At 63.6% G+C, this 24218-nt stretch carries 27 protein-coding genes and 2 pseudogenes; 12 read left to right on the top strand and 17 right to left on the bottom strand.

What is annotated here, in order from left to right; all coding sequences use genetic code 11:
- Positions 1–65: 65 nt before the first annotated feature.
- From QX094_RS22100 to QX094_RS22085, 4 genes and pseudogenes are all read right to left on the bottom strand, one after another.
- On the bottom strand, positions 66–1739 hold the full coding sequence (locus QX094_RS22100) for an FAD-dependent oxidoreductase (protein ID WP_316185971.1): 1674 nt from the start codon (positions 1737–1739) through the stop codon (positions 66–68).
- 61 nt (positions 1740–1800) lie between these two features.
- Positions 1801–2295 (bottom strand): MarR family winged helix-turn-helix transcriptional regulator, encoded by a 495-nt coding sequence (locus QX094_RS22095; RefSeq protein ID WP_316185970.1) that lies wholly within the window; start codon positions 2293–2295, stop codon positions 1801–1803.
- A gap of 235 nt (positions 2296–2530) precedes the next feature.
- Positions 2531–2596 (bottom strand): annotated as a pseudogene (locus tag QX094_RS22090) (adenosine-specific kinase); the annotation flags it as partial.
- 180 nt (positions 2597–2776) lie between these two features.
- Positions 2777–3022, bottom strand: a complete 246-nt coding sequence (locus QX094_RS22085; protein ID WP_316185969.1) for a HypC/HybG/HupF family hydrogenase formation chaperone — start codon at positions 3020–3022, stop codon at positions 2777–2779.
- A gap of 131 nt (positions 3023–3153) precedes the next feature.
- On the opposite strand from QX094_RS22085, the gene QX094_RS22080 reads away from it, so the two are divergent.
- The 7 genes and pseudogenes from QX094_RS22080 to QX094_RS22055 all read left to right on the top strand — a co-directional run bounded on the left by QX094_RS22080 (position 3154) and on the right by QX094_RS22055 (position 8770).
- A complete protein-coding gene (locus tag QX094_RS22080; protein ID WP_316171955.1) occupies positions 3154–3654 on the top strand; it encodes a HyaD/HybD family hydrogenase maturation endopeptidase in 501 nt (166 codons plus the stop codon).
- A complete protein-coding gene (locus tag QX094_RS22075; RefSeq protein WP_316174786.1) occupies positions 3644–4063 on the top strand; it encodes a hydrogenase expression/formation C-terminal domain-containing protein in 420 nt (139 codons plus the stop codon). The genes QX094_RS22080 and QX094_RS22075 overlap by 11 nt, the downstream gene beginning before the upstream one ends.
- On the top strand, positions 4056–5120 hold the full coding sequence (locus tag QX094_RS22070; protein WP_316185968.1) for a hydrogenase small subunit: 1065 nt from the start codon (positions 4056–4058) through the stop codon (positions 5118–5120). Before QX094_RS22075 ends, QX094_RS22070 begins: the two co-directional genes overlap by 8 nt.
- Positions 5117–5776 carry a hypothetical protein gene (locus tag QX094_RS22065; RefSeq protein WP_315828046.1) on the top strand — a complete coding sequence of 220 codons (660 nt, stop codon included), beginning with the start codon at positions 5117–5119 and terminating at the stop codon, positions 5774–5776. The genes QX094_RS22070 and QX094_RS22065 overlap by 4 nt, the downstream gene beginning before the upstream one ends.
- On the top strand, positions 5773–7500 hold the full coding sequence (locus tag QX094_RS22060; protein ID WP_316185967.1) for a nickel-dependent hydrogenase large subunit: 1728 nt from the start codon (positions 5773–5775) through the stop codon (positions 7498–7500). The genes QX094_RS22065 and QX094_RS22060 overlap by 4 nt, the downstream gene beginning before the upstream one ends.
- A 4-nt stretch (positions 7501–7504) precedes the next feature.
- A pseudogene (locus tag QX094_RS34605) lies at positions 7505–7816 on the top strand (4Fe-4S dicluster domain-containing protein); the annotation flags it as partial.
- The gene (locus QX094_RS22055) at positions 7817–8770 is read left to right on the top strand and encodes a (Fe-S)-binding protein (protein WP_316164214.1); all 954 of its coding nucleotides are present in this window, start codon (positions 7817–7819) and stop codon (positions 8768–8770) included.
- Positions 8771–8920: 150 nt separating this feature from the next.
- On the opposite strand, the gene QX094_RS22050 is transcribed toward QX094_RS22055, so the two are convergent.
- From QX094_RS22050 to QX094_RS21990, 13 genes are all read right to left on the bottom strand, one after another.
- Entirely contained in the window at positions 8921–9148 is a 228-nt protein-coding gene (locus tag QX094_RS22050) for a sulfurtransferase TusA family protein (protein ID WP_315715462.1), read from the bottom strand.
- Between the two features lie 41 nt (positions 9149–9189).
- Positions 9190–9717, bottom strand: coding sequence for a sulfur carrier protein DsrE2 (gene dsrE2 / locus QX094_RS22045; RefSeq protein WP_315828043.1), 528 nt, complete (start codon positions 9715–9717; stop codon positions 9190–9192).
- A 9-nt stretch (positions 9718–9726) separates the two neighbouring features.
- Positions 9727–10734, bottom strand: a complete 1008-nt coding sequence (locus QX094_RS22040; protein ID WP_315828124.1) for a YeiH family protein — start codon at positions 10732–10734, stop codon at positions 9727–9729.
- 45 nt (positions 10735–10779) lie between these two features.
- Entirely contained in the window at positions 10780–11220 is a 441-nt protein-coding gene (locus tag QX094_RS22035; RefSeq protein WP_315715458.1) for a glycine cleavage system protein H, read from the bottom strand.
- A 15-nt stretch (positions 11221–11235) separates the two neighbouring features.
- Complete coding sequence (locus tag QX094_RS22030) at positions 11236–11670, bottom strand: hypothetical protein (protein ID WP_316159604.1); 435 nt, start codon at positions 11668–11670, stop codon at positions 11236–11238.
- 38 nt (positions 11671–11708) lie between these two features.
- Complete coding sequence (locus tag QX094_RS22025) at positions 11709–12632, bottom strand: CoB--CoM heterodisulfide reductase iron-sulfur subunit B family protein (RefSeq protein WP_315828041.1); 924 nt, start codon at positions 12630–12632, stop codon at positions 11709–11711.
- The gene (locus QX094_RS22020) at positions 12632–13378 is read right to left on the bottom strand and encodes a 4Fe-4S dicluster domain-containing protein (RefSeq protein ID WP_315828040.1); all 747 of its coding nucleotides are present in this window, start codon (positions 13376–13378) and stop codon (positions 12632–12634) included. The genes QX094_RS22025 and QX094_RS22020 overlap by 1 nt, the downstream gene beginning before the upstream one ends.
- A gap of 10 nt (positions 13379–13388) precedes the next feature.
- Entirely contained in the window at positions 13389–14264 is an 876-nt protein-coding gene (locus tag QX094_RS22015; protein ID WP_316185966.1) for a hypothetical protein, read from the bottom strand.
- Entirely contained in the window at positions 14261–15313 is a 1053-nt protein-coding gene (locus tag QX094_RS22010) for an FAD-dependent oxidoreductase (protein ID WP_316185965.1), read from the bottom strand. Before QX094_RS22010 ends, QX094_RS22015 begins: the two co-directional genes overlap by 4 nt.
- Positions 15310–16683 carry a heterodisulfide reductase-related iron-sulfur binding cluster gene (locus tag QX094_RS22005; RefSeq protein WP_315828037.1) on the bottom strand — a complete coding sequence of 458 codons (1374 nt, stop codon included), beginning with the start codon at positions 16681–16683 and terminating at the stop codon, positions 15310–15312. Before QX094_RS22005 ends, QX094_RS22010 begins: the two co-directional genes overlap by 4 nt.
- Before the next feature lie 62 nt (positions 16684–16745).
- Positions 16746–17489, bottom strand: coding sequence for a 4Fe-4S dicluster domain-containing protein (locus QX094_RS22000; protein WP_315828036.1), 744 nt, complete (start codon positions 17487–17489; stop codon positions 16746–16748).
- Between the two features lie 13 nt (positions 17490–17502).
- On the bottom strand, positions 17503–17883 hold the full coding sequence (locus QX094_RS21995; RefSeq protein ID WP_315752123.1) for a DsrE/DsrF/DrsH-like family protein: 381 nt from the start codon (positions 17881–17883) through the stop codon (positions 17503–17505).
- A 259-nt stretch (positions 17884–18142) separates the two neighbouring features.
- On the bottom strand, positions 18143–18430 hold the full coding sequence (locus QX094_RS21990) for a hypothetical protein (protein WP_315715449.1): 288 nt from the start codon (positions 18428–18430) through the stop codon (positions 18143–18145).
- Between the two features lie 30 nt (positions 18431–18460).
- Between QX094_RS21990 and QX094_RS21985 the strand changes: the two genes are divergently transcribed.
- The 5 genes from QX094_RS21985 to QX094_RS21965 all read left to right on the top strand — a co-directional run bounded on the left by QX094_RS21985 (position 18461) and on the right by QX094_RS21965 (position 24217).
- Positions 18461–18877 carry a hypothetical protein gene (locus QX094_RS21985; RefSeq protein WP_316185964.1) on the top strand — a complete coding sequence of 139 codons (417 nt, stop codon included), beginning with the start codon at positions 18461–18463 and terminating at the stop codon, positions 18875–18877.
- Positions 18878–18942: 65 nt separating this feature from the next.
- The gene (locus QX094_RS21980; RefSeq protein WP_316185963.1) at positions 18943–19974 is read left to right on the top strand and encodes a radical SAM protein; all 1032 of its coding nucleotides are present in this window, start codon (positions 18943–18945) and stop codon (positions 19972–19974) included.
- A gap of 8 nt (positions 19975–19982) precedes the next feature.
- The gene (locus QX094_RS21975; protein WP_316185962.1) at positions 19983–21050 is read left to right on the top strand and encodes an NAD(P)/FAD-dependent oxidoreductase; all 1068 of its coding nucleotides are present in this window, start codon (positions 19983–19985) and stop codon (positions 21048–21050) included.
- Between the two features lie 25 nt (positions 21051–21075).
- On the top strand, positions 21076–22329 hold the full coding sequence (locus QX094_RS21970; protein ID WP_315715444.1) for a radical SAM protein: 1254 nt from the start codon (positions 21076–21078) through the stop codon (positions 22327–22329).
- On the top strand, positions 22226–24217 hold the full coding sequence (locus tag QX094_RS21965; RefSeq protein ID WP_315715443.1) for an alpha/beta fold hydrolase: 1992 nt from the start codon (positions 22226–22228) through the stop codon (positions 24215–24217). The genes QX094_RS21970 and QX094_RS21965 overlap by 104 nt, the downstream gene beginning before the upstream one ends.
- The last annotated feature ends 1 nt before the right edge of the window (position 24218 follow it).

Below are 24218 nucleotides of genomic sequence, written 5' to 3'. Positions count from 1 at the left end.
GGCACAACCGCCCCTGCAGCACGACGTCGATGACTTCTCGGTATCGGACCCGCGCCAGGCAGCGCTCAGTGAGGACCTGCATCCCCTCCGAGCGCCCGAGCCAGCACGCGTCGAAGCAGGCCGGCCTGCGCCGCGCTCCCGCGCCAGGCCACGATCTGATCGGGACGGATCAACGCGAGGTCGGCCTCGTAGAGATCGCGCAGGGCCCGCGGCAAGGTGACGATCTCGACGTCGGCACGCAGCGGCCCCATGGCCTCACGTAGTTGATCCTCATCGAGGCCGCTGCCCTCACACCGCAGCAGCGTCCATTCGAAGCCGAAGCGGTCGTACAGCGAGATACCTTGCTCCAGCCAGGCGTGCGGCGCGCGGCCGCCGGGACAGGCGCTCGGCACGTAGGCGTTGGCCGCATCCGGCGGCGGCCGGGTGCCATCGGGGACGATGATCGGTGAGCCATCATAGCGGCCGCCGAAGGTGACGCCGGGGATGTTGAACTCGGCGCGCGCATGCTGATCGAGATAGGCGCTGGCGATGCGCCGTGCCTCGTCGCCGGCCGCGGTCGCGTCCTCGATCTCGGGCGCCGCGGCAAACAGGCCGAGCGAATCCGCAAAGCCGCGCGCGTAGTCGGTGTTGCGCAGCGCCACCGGACGGCGCTCGGCCTCATAGCTGTCGAGCAGCGAGACGGGGCTCGTTCCCTTGACGACGCTCGCGAGCTTCCAGCCCAGATTGACCGCGTCCTCGATCGCAGTGTTGTAGCCGAGTCCGCCGGTCGGCGTGAACAGATGCGCCGCATCGCCGCCAAGGAAGACCCGGCCGCGCTGCAGGCGCTCGGCGACCAGCGCATGACCCGCAGTCCAGGTGAGGTGCGAAAGCACCTCGCAGGGAATGGGCGCACCGCAGGCGCGCTGGAACGCTGCCCTTGCATCATCGGCAGTGATCGCGCTTTCGTCCTCGCCGGGCCGCAGCTGGGTGTGGAAGGCAAACTCGTCGCGTCCGTTCACTGCGGCCATGAAGGCGCGGCGGTCTCGATTGAAGCAGACATACATCCAGGCCCGCGCATGCGGGACACTGGCGTAGAACTCCGGCGAGCGGAGATAGACCGCGAGCATGCGGCCGCCCATGAAATCGCGCCGTATTCCCGTCGTTCCGCCGTAGGAGATCCCGAGCGATTGTCGCACCGGGGAGCGCGGACCGTCGGCGCCGATCAGGAAATCGGCCGCGACCTCGCAGCGCGCGCCGTCGCTGACACGCTCGACGTCGGCGGCAATGCCGCCGTCATCCGCGACGTAGCCGATCAACCGATGTCCGTAGCGCAACTGAATGCCCGCAAGCTGCGCCGCGTGCCTACGCAGGATCGCCTCGACGAATTTCTGCGACACCCGGTGCGGCAGCTCTGCTGCGCTCCACGAGCCGGACAGACCCTTCACCAGTTCCGTCGCGCGTGCTGCGGACGGCAATTGAAAACGTGCCAGCTCATGCGCCGTGTAGCGCGTGAAATAGGCGACGTCGGTCGGGTAGTCCGCGGGCAGGCCCGCGCGCCGGACCTCGTCGGCGAAGCCGAGCCGGCGGAAATGCTCCATCGTCCGCGCCTGCGTCGCGTTGGCCTGCGGGTTGAAGGCCGTTCCCGGCCTCTCGTCGACCAGGATTGCGGACACGCCGCGGCGGCCAAGCTCGTTGGCCAGCATCAGCCCGCACGGACCGCCGCCCACGATCAGCACCGAGGCGCTCAGACGTTCGATCACGGCGCTTCTCCTCGCAACGGAGGAATGCTACCGCGCCCGGCAAAATAGTCAAGCAACCTGACTATGTAGTGTCGTCGAGCGTATCGAAGCGGGCGCCATAGGCCGACAGTCCTTGCAGGATCGCGTCCATCACGGCCTTGCCGAGCTCCTTGCGCATCTCGGCTTCGGCCACATCGACGGCATCGCCAAACGCCTCCAGCCATTTCAGTCCGGCCGGCGTGAAGCGGACCAGTCGGGCGCGCCGGTCGCTCGGATCGGCCTCGCGCGACACCAGACCCAGCTCGACGCATTGATCGACCAGCTCGCCCATCGCCTGCTTGCTCATCGAGGCCCGCCGCGCGAGCTCGGTAAGCCGGGTGCCCTCGACATCGAGATTGCGGGTGAGGCTGACATGGGCGATCCGCGTCCCGCCGTGGCCGCCCTCGGCCATCAATTGGAGAACCCGGGATTCGAACCGGCGCACCGCATTGTTGAGCAGCCGGCCGACATTGGCGTGCCGCCATGCTGTTCCGGTTGGTCGCGCAAGCGGCGCCTCGCGTGGAGATCGCGCTGTCATATGGAAAACACCTCGTCGAATCCGGCTACGCTGGGCCAGGGTAGCAAGCGCACGCTCGTTTCACCCGATTCGTGGCGATTCGTTGCGGCGTTTCGGTAAGAGCAGCTCTAACTTTCCGATGATCTCGGCTTGAGGGCATACGCTCGCGAAGCCACCCTGAGAACAAAGTCGTTCGAGATGGCCGGCCTGGCTGTCTGCTTCTGAAATCGATCGATGCTTCGTCATTACCTCATCAGCGCACCAGCCGCTTGCCTGAGGCCTCGCAGAAAGCCAGCCCGAAGCGGATGCCCTGAACCGCGCCGCGACGATCGAGGCCAACGGTCCGCAGAGTCCATGCCATCGTGGCATGCAAATGCACGTCGTCGTGCTTCGGAGCGACCATGCGCGCGGCATGGAACGCCCGATCGAGCAGCGCGGCTTCGATCGCTGACGGCGTACCCTTGCGTCGGGCCGGCTGACGCAGGCGGCCCGCACGGCGCATTCATGCATTGCCGCGCATCGCGTCTTCCGCCGCAAGCATTTCGTCGAAGAGATCCCATGCACTCGACGCTTCGGCTTCTGACATCTTCCGGATGGCGTAACCGACATGAACCACGACGTGATCGCCGGGATCGATCGTTTCATGCTGAAGCAAAAACAGACTCACCATGCGCTCGATGCCTTTGGCCTCGCATCGCGCCATGACTCCGTCACACTCCACGACCCGCATCGGGATGCCAAGGCACATGTCGGTTCCACGCAATTACTTGGGTGCTAGATCATAGCCCGATCGATGAACGCGATTTGACGTGGATCAAGATAAGAGCATCATATTCGCTGCATAGAATATGAGGCGCCTGATCTCGCAGGAGTTCTCCTATGCGGACGCATGTCGCGGCGACCCACACGCTGGTGCTCGGAATCGGCAATATCCTGCTGAGCGATGACGGCATTGGCGTGCACGTCATTCGGGCCCTCGATGCACTGGAATGTGCGGGCGAGATACCTCATCGTGTTGCTCTGCGGGATGGCGGGACGCTCGGGCTGTCCCTGTTTTCGGAGATCGAAGATTTCGGCTCGCTCATCGCCGTCGACGCTGTGGAACTGGGCGCGAAGCCCGGCACCGTAAGGATCTTTCAAGGTCCGGAGATGGACCGGCAGCTGACGGGAAAGAAGCGGACGGCTCATGAGGTCGCGCTTGCCGACCTGATGTCGGCGGCGCGGCTGACCGGCTGCGAGCCGGCGCGTCGGGCGCTCGTCGCGGTTCAACCCGAATCCACGCAATGGGGCCTGTCGCTGACGCCCGCGGTTGGCGCGGCCATTCCCACCGCATGTCAGCAGATCAAAGCGCTCCTCAGCAGGTGGCACCATGACAGTTGAAGCGGATGCCGCAGCGGGGTTCCGCACCGGGATGATCGACAGCCTGCTCCGCGAGATCGCCCATCACCTCGATGTGCTTGCCAATACCGGCGCTTGCGCGGCGATCGATCTGTGCAGCCTGCCTCTCACGGTTGCGGACCGCAGCGAATTGGAGGAGCGGTTGGGCCACGGTGACCTGGAGGCCGTTTTGACCGCAGCCGGCATCAGCGAAATCTGGGAGACGCGCTATGCCGGCGTGTGGTGGGTTCGCCACCTGGGCGCCGGGGACAAGCTCGCCGCCGAACGCATCGAAATCACGGCGTCCCCGGAGATCCTGACAAGCCATGCGGCCGACATCGCTGCGGCCAGCAACAAACTGTCTGAAGATCTGATCGACCGCGTCTCTTCAGAGGATGCCGAAGATGCATGAAACCGAGACAATCGGCGAGCTCTTGACGCGCCGGGGCGTCTCCCGCCGCGCCCTGCTGAAATATACGACCTATCTTGCCAGCCTTCTGGCGTTGCCCCCGATGGCCGCGAAGGGCATGGCGGAGGCGTTGGCAAATACGCGGCGCCAATCCGTGATCTGGCTCTCATTTCAGGAATGCACGGGCTGTACGGAATCGCTGACGCGTTCTTTCGGTCCGACCATCGAGGACATGATCTTCAATCTCATCTCGCTCGACTATCACGAAACGCTCATGGCGGTGTCGGGTGCTGCCGCGGAAGCGGCCCGCCTCGCTGCCATGCAGGAGAACAAGGGCAAATATGTCGTCGTAGTCGACGGCTCAGTCTCGACGAGAGATGGCGGGGTCTACTCCACCAACGCCGGCAAGACCAACCTCGAGGTGCTGAAGGAGACGGCCGCAGATGCAGCCGCCGTGATCTCAGTCGGGACCTGCGCGGCCTTTGGCGGCATCCCGCACGCAAATCCCAACCCCACCGGCGCAGTTGCCGTCAGCGACATCATCACCGACAAACCGGTGATCAATGTCTCCGGTTGCCCGCCCATTCCGGAAGCCATCGCGGGCACGGTTGCGTATTTCGTGACGTTCAACAAGCTTCCCGAGCTCGACGACAAGGGCAGGCCGAAAGCGTTTTTCGGCGATACGATTCATGACCGCTGCTATCGCCGACCGTTCTACGACAAGGGGCAGTTCGCCAAGCAGTTCGACGATGAGGGAGCACGCAAGGGCTGGTGCCTCTATGAAGTCGGTTGCAAGGGGCCCGTGACTTACAATGCGTGCGCGACCGTGAAATGGAATGGTGGCGTCTCCTTCCCGATCCAGTCCGGACACGGCTGTCTGGGGTGTTCCGAACCGAATTTCTGGGATCGCGGCAGCTTCTACCAGCCGCTTTCCTCAAACACGTTGAATGATCCGGAGATCATCGGCGGCGCCGCAGCTGCGGGCGCGGCGGTCGGGATTGCCAGCGCATGGTTGGCGCGCCGGCGCAAACAACGAGCGGAGAGGGAGACCCAGCCATGAGCCTGCTGGATTTCGTGCGCGGGCCCGCGATCGAGATCGCAATCGCGATATTCGTGGGCGGCGTGGTGTGGCGGCTCGCGTCACTGTTGCTCCTGCCCTGGACCAACGACAGATCGGCGAAGCGAGCCGGTGCACCGCATGCGGTGGTTGGCGCGTTCCGGGGCTTCGTGCGTCACCTATGGCCCGCGAACACCCATCTGCGCGCGTCGCTGTTCAGCACGGTGAACGGCTATGTCTTTCACGTCGGCCTTGCCATCGTCGTGTTCGGACTGGCGCAGCACATTCTATTCCTGCGCGGATTGTTCGGCTTTTCATGGCCGAATTTGCCCACCGGCGTGATCTCGGCCGCGTCGGTGCTCACGCTGGCGTCGCTCCTGGCTGCGCTGGCGCGACGGATGACGAATCCCGTCTTGAGACTGCTTTCGACGCTTGACGACTACTTCAGCTGGCTGGTGACGTTCCTTCCGGTCGTGACAGGGCTGATCGCGGTGAGCCACCTGTGGGCGCCGTATGAAACGCTCCTGTCCGTGCACATCCTGACCGTGTGCCTGTTCCTGATCTGGTTCCCGTTCGGAAAGCTCATGCATGCCTTCCTCGTCTTCCTGACCAGAAGCGAGACCGGGATCTTCTACAGCCGCCGGGGAGTCGAGATATGAACCAGCGCATCGTGGTCGATCCCATCACGCGCATCGAAGGGCACCTGCGGATCGAGGCGGAAACAGATCCCCAGGGCGCCATCACCGGTGCGTACAGTTCCGGCACGATGGTGCGCGGCATCGAACTGATCCTCAAAGGACGCGATCCGCGCGAGGCCTGGGCTTTCGCGCAGCGCATATGCGGCGTGTGCACGCTGGTCCACGGCATCGCCAGCGTCCGTGCCGTGGAGAATGCACTGGGATACGCCATTCCGCCGAACGCGCAACTCATGCGCAACCTGATGATTGCCGCACAATATGTGCACGACCATGTCATGCACTTCTATCATCTGCACGCGCTCGACTGGGTCGACGTGGTGTCGGCGTTGAAGGCCGATCCGGCGGCGACGTCGCAACTGGCGCAATCGATCTCGAGCTTTCCGAAGTCGAGCCCGGGCTATTTCGCAGATACGCAGAAGAGACTGAAAGCCTTCGTCGACGGCGGCCAGCTCGGCATCTTTGCAGGCGGATTCTGGGGACATCCCGGATTCAAGCTGCCGGCCGAAGCAAACCTGATGGCGGTCGCGCACTATTTGGAAGCGCTCGCCTGGCAGCGCGAGGTGGTGCAGCTCCATACCGTCTTCGGCGGCAAGAATCCGCATCCGAATTTCCTGGTCGGCGGCGCCCCGTCGGCGATCAGCCTGAACACCGGCGGCACCGCCATCGGCATCGACGGCCTGCAGACGGTGAAGACTGTGATCGGCCGAATGAAGGATTTTGTCGAGCAGGTCTATCTGCCGGACACGCTGGCCATCGCATCCTTCTACAAGGACTGGTTCGCGCGCGGCGAAGGCGTGGGCAACTTCCTGACCTACGGCGACTTTCCCGAAAAGGGCATGGACGACCCGGCCAGTTGGCTGATCCCGGCGGGCGCCATCCTCAATCGCGACCTGACCACGATCCATCCCGTCGACATGAACAATTCGGAGGAAATCCAGGAGTTCGTCTCCCATTCCTGGTACGACTATGCAACCGGCAAGGACAAAGGCCTGCATCCCTACGAGGGCGAGACCAATCTGCATTACACCGGTCCCAAGCCTCCCTTCGAGCAGCTCGATGTCGGTGCGAGCTATTCCTGGCTGAAGGCGCCTCGCTGGAAGGGCCATGTCATGGAGGTCGGCCCGCTCGCGCGCGTGCTGATGCTCCATGCCAAAGGTCACGAGCCGACGCGCGAACTGGCCGGCTACGCGCTGGGCAAGCTCGAACTGCCGCTGACGGCGATGTTCTCGACCATGGGACGCACTGCGGCGCGCGCCCTGGAAAGCAAGATCGTCGTCGACCAGATGTCGACCTGGTACGACCGTCTTCTTTCCAACATCCGCGCGGGTGATCTGAACGTCCACAATTCGAACAAGTGGGATCCCTCAACCTGGCCCGCCGAAGCCAAGGGTGTCGGCTTCATGGAAGCGCCGCGTGGGGCGCTGGCGCATTGGGTGGTGATCAAGAACAAGCGTATCGATAATTATCAGGCCGTGGTGCCCTCGACCTGGAACGCGGGACCGCGCGATTCCAAGGGCCAGCCCGGACCTTACGAAGCGGCATTGATGGATCGCCACACCCTCCACGATCCTCGGCAGCCGCTCGAGATCCAGCGCACGATACACAGCTTCGATCCGTGCATTGCGTGCGCGGTGCATGTGATCGATCCGGAAGGCGAAGAGCTGATACAATTGCGGGTGAGGTAAGGCGATGGGCGGCGAAATCGACGTCGAAGCAGCCAGCAGAGCGTTCCTGGCGCGAACCGAGGGACATCTGGTCAGCTATCTCGAGGCCTGCGTCCATTGCGGGAACTGTGCCGAAGCCTGCCACTTCTATCAGGCCTCCGGAGATCCGCGGCACACGCCCGCCTACAAGCTGTTTCCGATTGCCAAGGCCTATCGCCGGCAGAAATTCCCGCTCTCGCTCTTCGCCCCCCGCGTCACGGAAGAGGACCTCAGGGAATGGGAGGAACTGCTGTTCGATACCTGCACCATGTGCGGTCGCTGCACCACGATCTGTCCGATGGGGATCGACATCGCTTCCATCGTGGGCGGCGCACGGCAGGCCTTCGTCAAGGCGGGACTTGGACCGAAAGACCTTCTGCAGGCCGCCGACAATTCGCGCGATCATGGAAGCCCGCTGGGCGTGACGGCCGAAAAGCTGCGCGATCGTATCGAATGGCTCGAAGATGAGCACGACGTGCCCATCGCGCTCGACAAGGACAAGGCCGACATTCTGCTGACGCTCTCGTCCGTCGAGACGATGAAATACCCCGATTCCGTGGTGGCCATGGCCAAGCTGCTCAACCACGCGGGCGTTGACTGGACGCTGAGCACGAAGGGCTATGAAGCCACGAATTTTGGCTATCTGGCCGGCAAGGCGGACGTCGCCAGGATCATGGTTCAGCGGATCACCGAGGCCGCCGAGGCGGTGGGAGCCAAGACGGTGGTGATTCCGGAGTGCGGCCACGCGTTCGGTGCGCTGCGCTGGTCGGGCGCCAACATTCTCGGCCGCCCCCTGCCCTTCGCAGTCGTGCACATTTCGGAATTCATGGCGCAACTCAAGCGGGACGGCAGGCTGAGGCTGAAGCCGATCGAGGAGTCGATCACCTATCACGATCCCTGTCAGATCTCCCGTCGTGGCGGCGCGACCGAAGATGCGCGATTCCTCCTGCAGGATTTCGCGAAGGACTTCCGCGAGATGACCCCGACCGGAAATCTCAACTGGTGCTGCGGTGGCGGGGGCGGCGTGCAGGCGATCGCGCGCGCTGCCGATCTTCGCCACAAGGTATTCAAGATCAAAATGGATCAGGTCGAGAAGACCGGTGCAAAGACGATGGTCTCGGCATGCTCGAACTGCCGGCTGACCATGGACGAGAGCAAGGCCCACTGGAAATGGGAAGGCGGGCTCGCGAGCCTGGTGGAGATCATTGCGGACCACCTGATCGAGGACGCCCCAGCGAAGACGCAAGGGTGACGTTTCACAGTCGTACGCCTTGCAGCGTGGGCAAACGGCGGCGAAACGCCGGCGGCGGAGCGTGCAGACTGCACCGGTCCCCTCCGTTGGTTGCGGTTCCGCTCTCGGTCAAACCGAAAGGCACTCCGGCGTAGCAGAGATTGCGTAGCGTCAGGACGTTCGCCTGATCAGGAACTCGAACTGCTTGCCTTCCGACTTGGATTCCAAGAGATCATTTCCGGTCGTGCGACAAAACGCCTCGAAGTCCTTCACAGCGCCGGGATCGGTGGCGAGCACTTGAAGCGTGCCACCGATCGGCACGTCCTTGAGTGCCTTCTTCGCGCGCAAGATCGGCAGCGGGCAGTTCAGTCCCTTGGCATCGAGAACCTGGTCAGCCATCCTGTCTCTCCGTAATTTCTGGTGCTGGCTTCGTGATACATTCAAATGAACAGGTTGATGTCGCTCTTGGTCGCCGTCTCGATGTAGGTCGCAGCGCCGCCGAGCACCGGCCCCTCGATCATGTCGTCCTTGGTGTACTCGAATAGATCCATGGTCATCTGGCAGGCGATCATCTTGACTTCGGCTTCGATGGCCATCGTGCGCAACTCCTCTATCGATGCGACCCCCTTTTTCTTGATCAGGTTCTTCATCATTGTCGTCGCCGCCGCGTCGACGCCGGGGATGGCCGATACGAGATTCGGCATGCCGATGTGCATTCCAAACATCGGCATCTCCATGGCCGGATTGCCGAGCGTCGAAATCTTCAGGTCGAGATTCTTCTTGAGCAGCGTCAAGCCGTAGAAGGTGAAGAACATGGTCACTTCGAGGCCCATGGCCGCCGCTGTCGTGGCCAGGATAAAGGGCGGATAGGCCCAATCCAGCGTGCCCTTGGTGACAATCATCGACATGCGCTTGGTATTGTTATCATCGGCCATTGCATCTCTCCGTTCGGTCTCTCGCAGGCGCAACCGCGCGCATTACTGGATTCCTGCTTTCCAACGCACGACCATCAGCACGAGGACTGCGAGGAACAACGTCTCGGCGACGATCAGCGCGATCGCCCGGCCGCCGACATCGGCCATCGCCTTGAGCGACGTCTTCATCCCGAGCGCTGCGATCGCCGTCACCAGGCACCACCTTGAAACGTCCTTGATGAGGGCAAGCAGGAATGCGGGAATGACGCCGGCGCTGTTGAGCATCACCAGAACGGCGAACACCACCAGGAACCCCGGCAATTGTCGCCCGGCCTTACCGACGTGATGGGCGCGGAACACGTAGGACAGCATCACCACGACAGGCAGCAGCATGGCAACCCGGAGCAGCTTGGTGAAGGTCGCGACGTTTCCGGTCTCCTCCGACACGCTGAAGCCGGCGCCAACCACTTGCGCAACGTCGTGAATGGTGCCGCCAAGAAACATGCCGACTGCAGCGTGATCGAGATGGAATCCTGCGATCACCAGCGGATAGACGATCATCGCGATCGTGCTGAGCGCGGTCACGCCGATCACGGTAAAGACCGTGTCGCGTTCGTGCTGCTCCCCCTTGGGCAACACCGACGAGATCGCGAGCGCCGCCGACGCTCCGCAAATCGCCACAGCCCCGGAGGTGAGGATTCCGAACCGCCGGCTCAAACCCATGGCACGGGAGGCCAGCGCGCCGAACAGGATGGTCAGGATCACCGCGCCGACGACCGTGATCACGGGCGTCGGACCGAGCTTCATGATCTCGGCAATCGTGATCTGCGCCCCGAGCAGGCCGACGGCGACGCGCAGGATGTGCTTCGAGGCGAGTTCGATGCCGGCAACACAGCGCCCCTCCTGCGACAGGAAATAGAAGGCCATCCCAAGCAGCAAGGCGAACAGCATGACCGGCCCGCCATAGTGCTCGGACAGGAAGGTTGCAGCGATCGCGATGATCAGACTGGCCAGGACACCCGGGAAATAGGTCGGCAGCGACATGAAGGCCGCGAGGCCGCGACTTATCATCGATGTCCTGATTGCGACGGTCTCAGTCACGGCCTATCCACTTCCTTACGCGCAGCCAGCGAAATTCTCGGCAGCCATCTTCGCTTCGTAAGGGGCGGCGGCCGCCGTGCCCGGCACGAGGCCGGCCTTGGCAGCAGCCCAGTCCTTCGGGCGCACCTTGACCATCCATCCCTCGCCATATGGGTCGGTGTTGGCGAGCTTGGGCGCTGCGCTCATTGCATCGTTGACCTCGACGATTTCCGCATTGAAGGCGACCTTTGCCGGGCCGACCCACTTGCCGGATTCGATCGTGGCGCAGGACTTGCCCGCATCGACCGACCGGCCGGCCTTCTTTGGTGTGAAGGCGACAAGCTGACCGGCCATGGCCGCTGCCACGGCGGTCATCCCGAGCGTCACGGTGCCGTCGGCGTTCTCGCGATACCAGATGTTGTTTTCGACGTCGTAGAGGAGGTCGTCGGGAAGGTTGCAGCCGCGGACGATGGGCATCGTCTTCTCCTTGTCTCAAACAGTTTCGTTGGTCTGCATCGATGCATCGAGTTGACGTAGCGGCCGGGACGCGCAGCAGAAGTCGCCGAGCCCGGCCACCTCCAGCTTGCCTCCGATGAACAGCATAAGGTGCCGCGCGACCATGGCGCCCAGCCGCAGCCGCCGGGCGACCTCCGCGTGGCCTGGCTCGAGGCGCACCAGATTATAGTGATAGACGAGCTCGCGGCATGTCTCGCGGCAAGCATTGAAGCTTGCATCGCCGCGCGCACCCTGCCGATGCAGCGCCAGCAAGCGGAAGGTTTCGACCTTGCGATCGGTCGCGATCTCGCCGTGCGCAGCGAGCCATGTTTCGAGAATCGTTTCGCCGAGCTGCAGCAACTCCTCGGCAAGCGGCGCGGCGGCCGCCGAGAGTGCGGCATCGGACGCGGCCAACATGCCGTCGAGCCGCATCGCGACGTTGTCGAGGCTCGTGATACCGATATCCGCCATCAGCCGAGCCCCCGTGCACGCAACAGACCGGTCGAATCCGAGAAGTTCTCCTGCACGCCGACCCTGCGCGCCGACAGCCCGAGCGCCATGCCGAGGAGCTGGGTGAAGTACAGGATCTTGACGCTCGTCTTGCGGCCGAAGACCTTTTCGGCGCGCACCTGATGCATTTCGAGCCCGGTGTGGCAGGTCGGGCATTCGGTGGCGATCACGTCCGCGCCGCAGGCCTCGGCCGTCGTGAGCAGGTTGAGAACGAGCTTGGTCGAGGTGTCACTGTCGGACAGCGTGTGAGCGCCGCCACAGCATGCCGTCTTGAGGGGGTACTCGACATTTTCGGCCCCCGCCGCGGCCAGCAGGTCGTCCATGAAATGGGGCTTGGAGGTCGATTCCGAGCCGGGCCCCTTGTCCTTTTCCGGAAAGATGTGACGCGGCCGCGTGTACATGCAGCCATAGTAGTTGGCGACCTTCAGGCCCTTGAGCGAGTTCTTCACGCGTGCCTTGAGGCCTTGTTCGCCGACCGATTCCTTGATCCAGTCGAGCGCGTGAATGGTCGTGACCTTGCCGGCTTCGTAGGTCGCGTGGCCGGCCTTGCGCGACAGTCGGTCCGTCACCTCGCGCGACGGGGGATCCTTGGCGAGGTCGTATTCGGCCTTCTTGAGATTGTGATAGCAGCCATTGCACGGCGCCATCACGGTATCGAACCCCATCGCATCGGCGATCGAGAGGTTGCGGGCCGACAGATAGGTCTGCAGCTTGGGATCGATGTTCTTGACCTCCATGGCGCCGCAGCAGTTCCAGTTCTTGAGCTCGACCAGATCGAGGCCGAGTGCCTTGCCGACCTCCTTGGTCGAGCGGTTGTAGGCGTGCCCGGTTCCTTCGAGCGCGCAGCCCGGATAGTAGGCGACCTGCTTGTGTTTGTCGCTCATCACTCAGCTCCCTGAACGTCCAGTCGAAGCGCCTTGCGGGCAGCTGCTTCGCACTCACGGACATACTCGTCGATCGCGAGGCTGGCGCCCCGCCATCCGCGCGTGCGGGGACGGATCACGCTGGCAAGTCCCAACTTCACCAGGAGGCCGACCGGCAATCGGCTGGCGAGACTGCGTATCAGTTCGACAAGCCAGCCCTGCGACAGGGACTGCCCGGTCCGCGCGAAGAACTGGCGCAACACGCGGCCTTCCTCGATCTTGCCGGTGGCGAAGACCTGCTCGGAGAAGACCTCATCGAACGCGGTGGACGGCTTCTTCTCCGTATAGCCCTTCAGCTCCAGCCAATGTGCCGTGGCCTTCATCACGCCTTCGGGACTGACGTCGCGCGGACAGGCATAGGTGCACTTGTTGCAGGAGACGCACTGCCAGATGATGTCCTTGTCACGCAGCAGCTCGCTTTCGAAGCCCATGCGGATCAGGTAGATCCAATAGCGCGGGTTGAAGTCGGGATTCACGGCGTTGATCGTGCAGGCGTTGGTGCATGAGCCGCATTGCCAGCAGCGGTGGATGAACTCGCCCCCCGGGAGCGCCGCGATCTCCTCCTGCATCTGCTCGTTGTAGTCGGTGATGGCGCGCGAGGTGATGAACGTGCTCCAGTGCCCGGAGACATCGACGCCATCGATTTCCAGGTGCTCATGCGTGACGAGATTCTCGGGCCGGATCAGCGATTTTTCGTGAATCGGCATGGATGTTCCCTCATTCGCTCAGCAGGCGGGGCTGCCCGAGCACATAGGCCCTGCCATCGATCAGCTTCAGGCGGGTGCGCCCCGACTCGGTATCGACCGCATCGAGTCCCAGGAGACGCCGAGTATGTGCCATCGCGTCTGCCTTGAAGCCGCCGCAGAAGTCCGCGTGCAGGAACTGGCCGCCCTTGTCGTTGATATAATTTGCATAGGTGTGGGCGCAGAGCAGATCGACGTAGAAGGCCAGATCGCGGAAGACACCGTTCGCCTGCAGGAAACCTTCGAGCTCCTCGCGTAGCACCGTGAAAGTGGCGAGGCCGTCGCCGACGGCGATCGTACCGGCCTCGGCATCCTCGTCGTACCATATCTCGCGCAACACGCCGGTATTGACCCTGGCGTCCCACATCCAGCGCGTCATCAGCGGATAGCGGTCGGGCGCGGTGAAATGAAGGAGCTCGGCGGCAAGATCGCGCGACCAGCGGTGCTCGCGATCGGCTGGAAAGCTCGTGACGAACGCGGCGACGCGCTGGTCGGTGGTGCCGAGGTCGGACCATCCGCGCAGCAGGGCCTCGAGCCTGCTGCGCATCACCGCGAATCCGTTGCGGCCGAGCCACGCACCCACACGCCGGCGCACCGGCGTGATGAACGTGGCGAGGTCGCAGAATTCGGCCTCCGTCAGCTCGCTGACCCGCCCCTTGCCCAGCACCTCCTCGAACAGCGAGGCCTTGAGCGCGAGCGCTCCGACATAACGCTCGACGCCACCGGTGTCGTCGGCGGATTCCACGAGGTTCTCGAACGCCCGCCGCAGCCTGGGGCCGGACAGATCAAGCACCGGCCGCGTCGGCTCGGCCACCGCCTTGCCTCTATGGCTGGCGATCGGCCACATCACTCGGCCGCTTCCATCATGGCGCCGCGGACCAGGGTCAGCGCGGCCATCGCCGCCGATTGGCCCTGCGCGATGGAATCGTCGATGGTCTCGGGCCCGGTCGCCGCGCCGGCGACGAAGACGCCGGGCCGCGAGGTCGCCGATGTGTTGGAATAGACCGACGCCTTCTGGATATGGCCGTGCTTCTGCAGTTTGACGTCGAACACCGCCGACAACGTCATGTTGTCGACATTGGGATCCATGCCAATGGCGTGCACCACCATGTCGAACGGAATCGAGATCGGCCGCTTCACCAGCGTGTCCTCGCCCTTGACGATCAACCGCCTGCCGTCCGATGTCACTTCGGCGATCCGCGCCTTGATGTATTTGACCCGGTGCTTCTCCTGGCTTTCCCAGTAGTAGAGATCCTCGTAGAGGCCGAAGGTGCGGATATCCATGTAGTAGATATACACGTTGCACCGTGGCATCGCCTCGCGGATCTCCATGGCAATGTTGGCGGAGACCGTGCAGCAGATCTTAGAGCACCACTCGCGACCGATCTGGCGGTCGCGCGAGCCGACACATAGCAGGATCGCGACCCGCTCCGGCTCGCGTCCATCGGACGGACAGCGCACGCCCCTGCCGGAGGAGAGCATCTGCTCGACCTGGGTCGTCGTGACCACATCAGGGTAGGTACCGAAACCCCATTCCGGCTTGTTGACGGAATCGAAATGCGTGAAGCCGGTGCACAGGATCGCCGCCCCCGCCTCCAGCACCGTGCCATCCGACAGCGTCACGCGAAAGTCGCCTGGGCTGCCCGAGAAGGCCTTCACCGTGACGCGCCTTCGGATCTCGATACGGCTGTCGGTTTCGACCCAGCGCACCATGCCACCGATGGCGTCCTTGGCCCATTCGCCGGACGGCACCAGCTTGGCATAGCCCGACTGGATCGGCGCGCCGCCGAGCTGCTCCGCCTTCTCGACGAGAACGACGCGCTGGCCGGCCGCGGCCAGCGCATGTGCGGCGGAAAGCCCCGACGGCCCACCGCCAACGATGAGAACGGGACGGGTCATGATGCGGCTCCTGACAAGGTCGCCGTCGGCTTGACATAGCCTGGGCCCGACGTAATCGCGCGTTTGGGGTCGTAGAGCGTCTCGATGCGGCCGGCCTTCACTTCATCGAGGTAGGCCTCGAATTCGGCTTTGGCTTTCTGCCAGTCGATGCCGAGCTTCTCGAGCAGCCCCTCGAACGGCGAGGCGTGCCAATGAAGCTGCGCGAGCTTGTATGGATGCGCACCGAGGGCGAGCGCCGCGAACTGGCAATCGGCCATGACTGGCAGCGCGTAGACCTTGTCGACGGCTTTGCCGATCCACTGGTTCTTGTCGAGCGTGGTGATGCAACCCGTGTCGTGGCCGATCATGACGTCCGCCCGCGCCTCCTCGACCGCGACCCTGATCTTGCGGTCGATGGCGAAGGAGCGGGTGAACTCACGCTCGCCAATGATATGACGAAAACCGAAGCCGCAGCAGTCGTACCAGGTGGAGTAGTCGATCACCTGTGCACCCAGCGCCTGCATCAGGCCGGTCGATACCGCGACGCGATTGCCGTCCATGACGGTGTCGTCATAGATCACGTCTTCCGGAACCATCTTGTAGACGTGACAAGCCGGATGAACGGTGGCGCGAAGGCTGCTCACGTCTATGACCTGCCGCTCCCGGATGCGATGACGCATGACGTGCAGCCATTCGGAATAGTGCACGATCTCCTCGGGGATCAGCAGCTTGCCGTCGACCAAGCGGCCCAGCTTGCCGAGAATCTTCTTCACCTGCTCGCGCAGTTCAGCCGAATGCATCAAGAAGATGCGCATCTCCTTGTAATTGCCGAACGACGTGCCACAGTGGACCAGCGGGAAGTAGGTTCCGACCGGCAGCCCCTGCGCCTTGGCCGACATGTATGCCTGGTGGAAGTTGCGCAGGAAGACGGCGGCCAGACTGACGACATTGCCGACCCCGGAGCCGTGATAATTCCAGGCGGTGCAAGAGGTTTGATCGGTCTCGTCGAGATAGCGCACGCCGAGCTGGTTCATCAGCCACATCACGCTCGACGGATAGCCGGGGATATTGCCGCACTGTCCGCAGGACTTGTGCTGCCAGAGGTTGGTGGTGGGAATGCGCTTGTCCCAGCCGTACAGCGTGCGCGCCACCACCGGCTCGTGGCGCTCGTCGATCCGATGGACGACGATTTCGCCGTCCTTCTCCAACTCCCACATCGCGTCGCGGATGTCGTGGACACGCTCCTTGTTGGTCAGCATCGAGCGACGGTCGATCCGGGTTTCCACCCAGGCCGTCGCTGTCTGCGCCTCGCCCGGCGTCAGATTGGAAGGGCGCCACTCCGCGCCAAAGCCGGCGTAAGCCGACTGACTGTCACTGCGCTTTTCGTCCATCGTTTCCTCCGTCGTCCACCGCAGCGATTGATCTCGCCGTCTGTTGTGGTCATCTCAGCGGCCTATTCTTCCTGATGCTCTTCTAGCCACTCGTTGTACTCCTCGCGCTTCTCATCCATCACGTCACTGACGACATCGAACAAATTCTCGTCGATCGTCTCGAGCTGATCGAGCACGCCGGTCGCCTCCCAAATGGTGTAGAGTTCGACGGACGTCTTCAGGTTGACCTCCCAGGCCGTGTCCATGGTGTGCATGGTCGGGACCGGAATGGCCTTACGCAGGATATTGAGCGGGGCGTCGACCTTGGCGACGTTCGGGCCCCAGTCGGGAAACGCATCGCGCGTGATCATGTTCGGCGCGAGCTGGTTTCCCGTGGAAATGACCTTCAGAAGCACCCGCGAGAACGGTCGCAGTACATCCTTCGCCGACTGCATGCCGTGCTTGATCGCGACCTCACGCATGATCATGACGAGCCCGCCCGGCGAATTTTCGAACGGACAGCGGGCCGCACAGGTGTAGCACTGCGCGCAGGACCAGATCTTCTCCTGCATCGCGTCGTAGATGCCTTCGAGATTTTCGGTCCACAGCAGCTGGACGATCTCGCGGGGTGAATAATCGTAGTAGTGCGCCGAGGGACAGGTCGCGGTGCAGATGCCGCAATTGAGACAGCCATGCAGCTCATGATCGTAGAGGACGTGCGAGCGAATGTCGTCGAACACCTCTTCCAGCTTCTCGTAGGGAACGACCGGCGCCTCGGAGACCGGGTCGCCGATAGAGGTCAGCTCGATTGAAGCTCCGCTCGTCATCTGGCGGCTCTCCTCAGTAGGTCAGCACCTTGGCATTATCGTTTTCCATCACCTCTTCGATGACCTTTGCACCCCCGACGATGCCCTCGCATTCAGGGATCAGGTCCTGCTCGGTCATGTCGAACAGATCGAGGTTCGGAGAGCAGCAATAGAACTTCACTCCCGCTCCGTGCGCGTCCTTGATGAAGTCATAGACGGTTTTCGGAGACCCGGGCTTGACCACGAGCTTCTCTGCCACGCCCTTTTTCATGAGCTGCCCCGACGTCGCGGTACAGACGACCTCCACCTCGTAGTCCATCGCCGCGGCAACGGTGGCCTGGAAGAACGGCGCGCCCAGTTCCTCGCCGTTGCGAGGATCGGTATTGACCATGATGATGATGAGCTTTTTGGCCATTCTTACGATGTCCTCCCGATCATCTGCTATTGAGCGTGCGCAACGCACATCGACACACGAGCGTGCACAATAAGTTTATCTTGAGGCGCATCACCTTGGAGTTGATGAAGATCAACATGCCCAAGAACCGAAGTCCTGGGTGAACAACAAGCTCACATCGAATTCATCCAATCCGTCGGACGAACGCACAAAACATATTCCATTTTTTGAATGACATCTATAGGCTGAAGAAAATAATTCGTTGCTCGGGAGAACGGTCCTACGGGAGCGGCCGCATCAAATGCGTCGACTCGATCAAACCAATCATCAGCGGTCCGAGCGCCGCAGCGATCTCGCGCTGCACCACGCGCAGGTCGGCGAGCGTTTCCGCCGTGCGATCAGGACATTCTTCGGATTCCATGATCAGATCCTCGATCATGGCCGACTTGATTCCGGGATGGCCGAGGAACCCGAAGCAGTTATCACGAAGCTGAAACACCGCCGGCTCCCCCGCAGCGTCGATCGCGAGAACACGGGCATCGGCCGGCAGCACCGGGCGATCGCGCATGTAGATCGCGACGGGAAAGGATTGCGGCAGATGACCGCCGAGCGCCGCGGGATCGACCCGTCGGGCCGTCTCCACAACGAAGCGGAGCGGAGCTTCCTGAGTGCCGCCGCCGCACGCGGTTGCAACTATGCAGCTGCCAGCTCCGATGCCGATGACGGGCAGGTCGCGCGCCAGGAAATCCTGTACCAACCGCAACTCGGGCCCAAGGCTCGGAAGCAGGTTGCCGCTGACGACTCCGAGCGGTCCGGCGCCAAGAACAACGAGGCCGTCAAAATCCCCGGCCGTCGCAGGTATCGATCCTCCGGCCGTAAACGGCCGGCAATAGCGAAAGCCGACGTTGCGGCCTTCGAACTGGTCTTCCATCAAGCCGAGATAGTCCGCCTCAAAATGCTGCAAGACGCAGAGTGTCTTCATGGCGAACCGCGACGACTGATGAGGCATCAATGACGGCCGAAGCCGACGGCGGACCTACAATATATATGTTTTTTCGCATATGAAAAGCGAGGAACGCAATGGCGTGGTATGAGAAGCTGCAGGAGATCGAACCGCTCGACGACCTGCGTTTTGATCGCGAGCTCGTCGACGCACTCGAGGCGGCAGCCCGCGAGCGCGCACTCGGACCGATGCGGTTCTACACGCCGACGTTCCGCGCCTATGCCAGCGAGGAACTCAAGGGCTGCGGCAAAGCGAGTTTTCCTGCCTTTTCCATCACGGGCGGCGTTTGCGCGCTGAATTGCGATCACTGTCAGGCGAAGATCCTCGAGCCGATGATCGCGGCAACGACACCGGACGAACTCGACCGCAAGGTGCGCGATTTCATTCTGCTCAAGGATCTGCGCGGGTTCCTGCTCTCAGGCGGATCCAACCGCCGCAACGAGGTTCCGTACGATCGCTTCTATCCGACCATCGAAAGGCTCAAGCGCGACTTTCCCCATCTGCGCATCGCCGTCCATTCCGCGTTGCTCGACGAACGGCGCGCCCGATCCATGGAGGCCGCCGGGGTCGACGTCGCGATGCTCGACGTGATCGGCTCGGAGCAGACGATCCGCGAAGTCTATCACCTCGACCGTCCTGTCGCGGATTTCGAGGCGACGCTCGCCGCGCTCTCGGGCACCAAGATGCAGGTCGTGCCACACATCGTCATCGGTCTGCACTATGGCCGGCTGCTCGGCGAAGCGACCGCACTGGACATCGTTTCGCGCCATCCGGTTGCCGCGTTGATCCTGGTGGTGGTGACTCCGATCTATGCGCCGCCGGATCGGCCCTTCGCCACGATATCCACCGACGACGTGGCGAAGGTGCTGGTCGCCGCGCGGCAACGCATCAGTCACGCACCGGTTCAACTTGGCTGTATCCGCCCCGCGGGCCGCCATAAGCTGACGACCGACGCATACGCCGTCATGGCGGGATTTGATGGTATCGCCTATCCCGCGGACGGCATCGTAGCTCTCGCCCGCGCCATCGGCCGGCCGGTCGAGCAGGAGCATGCCTGCTGCTCGATCGCGCTTGACGGCCTCGCCGGACGGCGGGCTTGCGCAGCCTGAGGTGCACCATGAACGCCGAGGCAGCGGATATCGTCGTCGTCGGGCTTGGACCGGCCGGGAGCCGTGCGGCTGCAATTGCCGCGAAGGCCGGCTACCGCGTCGTCGCCGTGGATCGCCGGCTCGAGGCGGGTCGCCCGGTCCAGTGTGCCGAGTTCGTGCCCGCCATGATCGAGCGGGACGTTCCGAACGTCACGGCCGTCGCCCAACAGAAGATCACGCGCATGCTGACCTTCACCGAAGCGACGGATTGCGAGGAAACGCCGGATTTCCGCGGCTGGATGATCGATCGCGCCGCCTTCGATCGAATGCTCGCTGATGAGGCGGCGAATGCGGGATCCGCGTGCCGATACGGCACCTCCGTGGTTGCCATCGATTTCGACGGCACAGTTCATACGTCCGATGGTCTTGCCCTGAAACCGCGCGTCCTCATCGGCTGCGACGGCCCCCGTTCGCGGGTCGGCGCGGCCATCGGCCAGATCAATCGCGCGCTTGTCGATACGAGGCAACTGACCGCGCCGCTGATCGTGCCGCACGATGCCACGGATATCTTCCTGAGCGCCGACTACCGCGGCGGCTATGGCTGGCTGTTTCCCAAGGGCGCCGTGGCCAATATCGGCGTCGGCGTCATGATAGAGGACCGGCGGCGCCTGAAACCGATGCTCGCCGCGCTCTTCGCCTCGCTGTCGGCATCGCGCCGCATCGGAACGCGCCCGTTCGCGTTGACGGGCGGGACGATACCCGTGGGCGGCAGGGTGGGTTCGACAGGCCGGCTCGGCGCAACCCAGGTGTTGCTGGCCGGCGATGCGGCAGGCCTGACCAACCCCGTGACCGGCGCCGGCATCGCCTCCGCCGTGCAATCGGGGGCACTCGCCGGGCACGCCGCGGCAGACATGCTGTCTGGCCGCAGCGGCGCCCTCGATGACTATGACGAAGAGCTCGGCGACATTTTCGATGCGGCCTTGAGCCGGGCATTGCTGCGACGACGGCAAGTGCTGGCGCACTATGGCGACGGCCGTCGCCCCGACGCGACTGCGCTCGCCGAGGGATGGATCAGTTCGCCGAACTATTGGGCGTGAAGATGCAGGATCAGGGGAGGACGTCATGAGCTGTCTCGAAGGACCGACGCATCCGGTGCCGGATTTCCTCACCGGGGAGACGCGCACCTTCAACGCGGCCGAAGCCATGCGGCCGCGCGCGCCCGGCGCCGTGCCGGCGGAAGCACGCAACGGCGGGCGCGTGAGAGCGCAGGATGTGCGGCCGGTCGGCACGTACCTGCCGAACGACAATGTTCTGACGCCGAACATGCGGTCGCCCGAGTACGTGCAAATGTCGACGGCGGCGGCGATCACCCTCGGCATCATGAACGGCTACATGCATCGCACCAGTTGCACCCGTTGCCTGAACCTGCTGCTGACCTATCCGGAAGGTTGCCGCGCCAACTGCGCCTATTGCGGGCTTGCGCGCCATCGCGAAGCGGAGCGCAACTATGCCGACCGCAACTTCATTCGGGTCGACTGGCCTGCGGTGCCCTACGACCAGGTGATTGACATCGTTGCATCGGGCGGCGACGGCGGGCGCTTCCATCGCATGTGCATCAGCATGATCACGCATCCGCGGTCGGACCAGGACACCCGCATCGTCCTGCGGAAATGGGTTGAACGCATCAGGCACGTGCCCGTGTCCATCCTGTCCAATCCGACGACGATGACCCGACTGGATGTGCAGGAGCTCAAGGATCTCGGCGCCGAGATATTTACGGTCGCGCTCGATGCAGCCAACCCGGTCATCTTTGACCGCACCCGCGGCCGCGGGGTTCAATCGCCGCATAGCTGGGACAAATATTGGGAGATCCTGCTGGCCGCCGCCGAGATATTTGGCCCGGAACGTTTCGGCGCCCATCTCATCGTCGGGATGGGCGAGAGCGACCACGACGTTCTCTCGCAGGTGCAGAGAATTCGCGACCTCGGCGGCCACAGCCACCTGTTCGCGTTCTTTCCCGAACAAGGCTCATTGATGGATCATCTCCCGCCGGCGCCGCGCCCGCAATGGCGACGCATCCAGCTCGCCCGCTATCTCATCGACTATCGAAGCCATTCCCTGCAGCGCATGCGTTTCGACGAGCGCGGTCAGCTCGTCGATTTCGGTCTGCCGCAGGACGAAGTCGACGCGATCATCGACGCGGGCGTGGCCTTCCGCACGTCCGGCTGCCCCGGCAAGGAGGCCGCCGATGTGTCCGCCTGCGACCGCCCCTATGGCGACTCGCCGCCGCGCGACATTGCTTCATACCCTTTCAAGCTCGATCGCCGCGACATTCGCCACGTGCGCGGCCAACTCCGGCGCGGACTACCCAAATAACCGGGAGGAAGATGCGATGGCCAGCAGCGACAAGTCATTTCGGGTCATCGACACCGGGATTCGAGGCGGACGCGCCAATATCGCCTTCGACCAGGCGCTCATCGACGCTCATAAGGCACGGCGGATTCCCGATACCATCCGCTTCCTGCGGTTTCGTCCGTCGGCGCTGGTCGGAATCCACCAGATCCTGAGCCATGAGGTCCGGCTCGACTATTGCCGGAGCAAGGGAATCGAGGTCGGCCGGCGGATCACGGGAGGCGGAGGTCTCTATCTCGACGAGGGTCAGATCGGATGGGAGCTCGTGTTCGGCCGCTCCAGCCTCGGCGCCATGGATCTCACCGAAACGACGCGCCGGATCTGCGAAAGCGTCGCACTCGGGCTCAACAAGCTCGGCGTCCCCGCGCGCTACCGCCCGCGCAACGACATCGACGTCGACGGCCGCAAGATCAGCGGCACCGGCGGCTTCTTTGACGGCGATACGCTGTTCTACCAGGGAACACTGCTGATCGACTTCGACCCCGAGCAGATGATCGCTGCGCTCAAAGTGCCGGTGGAAAAGCTCGCCAAGCGCGACCTCGCCTCGGCCCGCCAGCGCGTCGTCAGCATGCGCGAGATCCTCGGCGACAAGCTTCCTGATCTGGCCGCCATCCAGCAAGGCCTGCTCGACGGCCTGGCGGAAGGCCTCGGCATTGTTCCGCAATGGGGCCAGGTATCGATGCTCGAAGAAGAACTCGCCGAGCAGCTATATCGCGACGAGATCGGCCGTGACGACTTCGTCGAGATGGTCGACGCTCCCGAGGTGGACGGCTCGCTGGTCAGTGCCACTCTGACACGGCGCGGCGGCAGCCTGCGCGCGGATATCCGCCTCGAGGGCCCAGACCGCAGGCGGATTCGCGAAGCTCTGATCACCGGCGATTTCTTCGTCACACCGCCCCGCGTCATCTTTGATCTCGAGGCGGCGCTGCGCGGCGCCGAACTGGCCGATGCCGGATCGGTCGTTGAGGACTTCTTCTCGCGCACGTCGGCCGATTTCGTCAATCTCGGCCCGCCGGACATTCGCGATGTGGTCGTCGCGGCGGCGCGGCAGCTCAGCTTCGTTGCGGCCGGCCGGAGGCTTCGCGGCCATTGGCTCGCGGCGACGCGACCGGAACGTCCGCCGCTCGTCCTGCTGCATGACGCCTTGGGCTGCGCCCGGCTCTGGCGCGATTTTCCCGAACGGCTTGCGGCTGCGACCGGCTGCTCCGTCCTGGTCTTCGACCGCTGGGGCTCGGGTGACTCGGAGCCGCTCGAGCCGCCCCATTCGCGGCAATATCTGCTCGCCGAGGCTCTGGATGCCCTGCCCGAAGTGTTACGGACGACCGGAGCGCGGCGTCCGATCCTGGTCGGCCACTCCGACGGTGCTGCGATCGCGTTGACGTTTGCCGGCGCGTTTCCCGATGAGGTCAGCGGGGTCGTCGCGATCGCCCCTCACCTCTTCCGCGAACAGCGGACGGTTGACGGCATCGCCGCCCAGATCAGGGACTTCGAGCACGGCGACCTGAGGGCGAGGCTCGCACGGTATCATGGCAGCAGAACCGATCATCTTTTTGGCCGGCTGGTCGATGCTTGGACTGGAGAAGAACCGCGCGACTGGGGTATCAAGCCCTACGTTGGACGGGTTCGCGCCCCGGTGCTCGCCGTTCAGGGCAGCGAAGACGAGTTCTTCACGCATACTCAGCTTGAGACGCTCCGCGCCCTCGTGCCAGCCCGGATCGAGACCTGCGTGCTGGAAGGCTGTGGACATGCGCCTCATCAACAGGCGACCTCCGCGGTGATAGCCGCGGCAGCCGGGTTCATCGATCGCGTGACCGCAGAAAACACAGTCGCCGCTGTCCCCGGCTCCGCCTGAC

The sequence above is a fragment of the Bradyrhizobium sp. SZCCHNS1050 genome, assembly GCF_032484785.1.
Taxonomy (GTDB): Bacteria; Pseudomonadota; Alphaproteobacteria; order Rhizobiales; family Xanthobacteraceae; genus Bradyrhizobium.
Note: the sequence above shows the minus strand (reverse complement) of the source record. Positions and strands in the feature narration are given on the sequence as shown.

What these genes read in the sequence shown, in the direction of transcription:
- QX094_RS22005 (WP_315828037.1), bottom strand. Translation starts at nt 16,683, where the DNA reads ATGGACGAAAAGCGCAGTGACAGTCAGTCGGCTTACGCCGGCTTTGGC.
- QX094_RS22040 (WP_315828124.1), bottom strand. Translation starts at nt 10,734, where the DNA reads ATGATAAGTCGCGGCCTCGCGGCCTTCATGTCGCTGCCGACCTATTTC.
- QX094_RS22095 (WP_316185970.1), bottom strand. Translation starts at nt 2,295, where the DNA reads ATGACAGCGCGATCTCCACGCGAGGCGCCGCTTGCGCGACCAACCGGA.
- QX094_RS21975 (WP_316185962.1), top strand. Translation starts at nt 19,983, where the DNA reads ATGAACGCCGAGGCAGCGGATATCGTCGTCGTCGGGCTTGGACCGGCC.
- QX094_RS22010 (WP_316185965.1), bottom strand. Translation starts at nt 15,313, where the DNA reads ATGACCCGTCCCGTTCTCATCGTTGGCGGTGGGCCGTCGGGGCTTTCC.
- QX094_RS22075 (WP_316174786.1), top strand. Translation starts at nt 3,644, where the DNA reads ATGACAGTTGAAGCGGATGCCGCAGCGGGGTTCCGCACCGGGATGATC.
- QX094_RS22030 (WP_316159604.1), bottom strand. Translation starts at nt 11,670, where the DNA reads ATGCGGCTCGACGGCATGTTGGCCGCGTCCGATGCCGCACTCTCGGCG.
- QX094_RS22025 (WP_315828041.1), bottom strand. Translation starts at nt 12,632, where the DNA reads ATGAGCGACAAACACAAGCAGGTCGCCTACTATCCGGGCTGCGCGCTC.
- QX094_RS21995 (WP_315752123.1), bottom strand. Translation starts at nt 17,883, where the DNA reads ATGGCCAAAAAGCTCATCATCATCATGGTCAATACCGATCCTCGCAAC.
- QX094_RS21970 (WP_315715444.1), top strand. Translation starts at nt 21,076, where the DNA reads ATGAGCTGTCTCGAAGGACCGACGCATCCGGTGCCGGATTTCCTCACC.
- QX094_RS21980 (WP_316185963.1), top strand. Translation starts at nt 18,943, where the DNA reads ATGGCGTGGTATGAGAAGCTGCAGGAGATCGAACCGCTCGACGACCTG.
- QX094_RS22070 (WP_316185968.1), top strand. Translation starts at nt 4,056, where the DNA reads ATGCATGAAACCGAGACAATCGGCGAGCTCTTGACGCGCCGGGGCGTC.
- QX094_RS22085 (WP_316185969.1), bottom strand. Translation starts at nt 3,022, where the DNA reads ATGTGCCTTGGCATCCCGATGCGGGTCGTGGAGTGTGACGGAGTCATG.
- QX094_RS22080 (WP_316171955.1), top strand. Translation starts at nt 3,154, where the DNA reads ATGCGGACGCATGTCGCGGCGACCCACACGCTGGTGCTCGGAATCGGC.
- QX094_RS22050 (WP_315715462.1), bottom strand. Translation starts at nt 9,148, where the DNA reads ATGGCTGACCAGGTTCTCGATGCCAAGGGACTGAACTGCCCGCTGCCG.
- QX094_RS22060 (WP_316185967.1), top strand. Translation starts at nt 5,773, where the DNA reads ATGAACCAGCGCATCGTGGTCGATCCCATCACGCGCATCGAAGGGCAC.
- QX094_RS21965 (WP_315715443.1), top strand. Translation starts at nt 22,226, where the DNA reads ATGGCGACTCGCCGCCGCGCGACATTGCTTCATACCCTTTCAAGCTCG.
- QX094_RS22065 (WP_315828046.1), top strand. Translation starts at nt 5,117, where the DNA reads ATGAGCCTGCTGGATTTCGTGCGCGGGCCCGCGATCGAGATCGCAATC.
- QX094_RS22055 (WP_316164214.1), top strand. Translation starts at nt 7,817, where the DNA reads ATGGGGATCGACATCGCTTCCATCGTGGGCGGCGCACGGCAGGCCTTC.
- QX094_RS22000 (WP_315828036.1), bottom strand. Translation starts at nt 17,489, where the DNA reads ATGACGAGCGGAGCTTCAATCGAGCTGACCTCTATCGGCGACCCGGTC.
- QX094_RS21985 (WP_316185964.1), top strand. Translation starts at nt 18,461, where the DNA reads ATGACCGCCGAGCGCCGCGGGATCGACCCGTCGGGCCGTCTCCACAAC.
- QX094_RS22035 (WP_315715458.1), bottom strand. Translation starts at nt 11,220, where the DNA reads ATGCCCATCGTCCGCGGCTGCAACCTTCCCGACGACCTCCTCTACGAC.
- QX094_RS21990 (WP_315715449.1), bottom strand. Translation starts at nt 18,430, where the DNA reads ATGCGCGATCGCCCGGTGCTGCCGGCCGATGCCCGTGTTCTCGCGATC.
- QX094_RS22020 (WP_315828040.1), bottom strand. Translation starts at nt 13,378, where the DNA reads ATGCCGATTCACGAAAAATCGCTGATCCGGCCCGAGAATCTCGTCACG.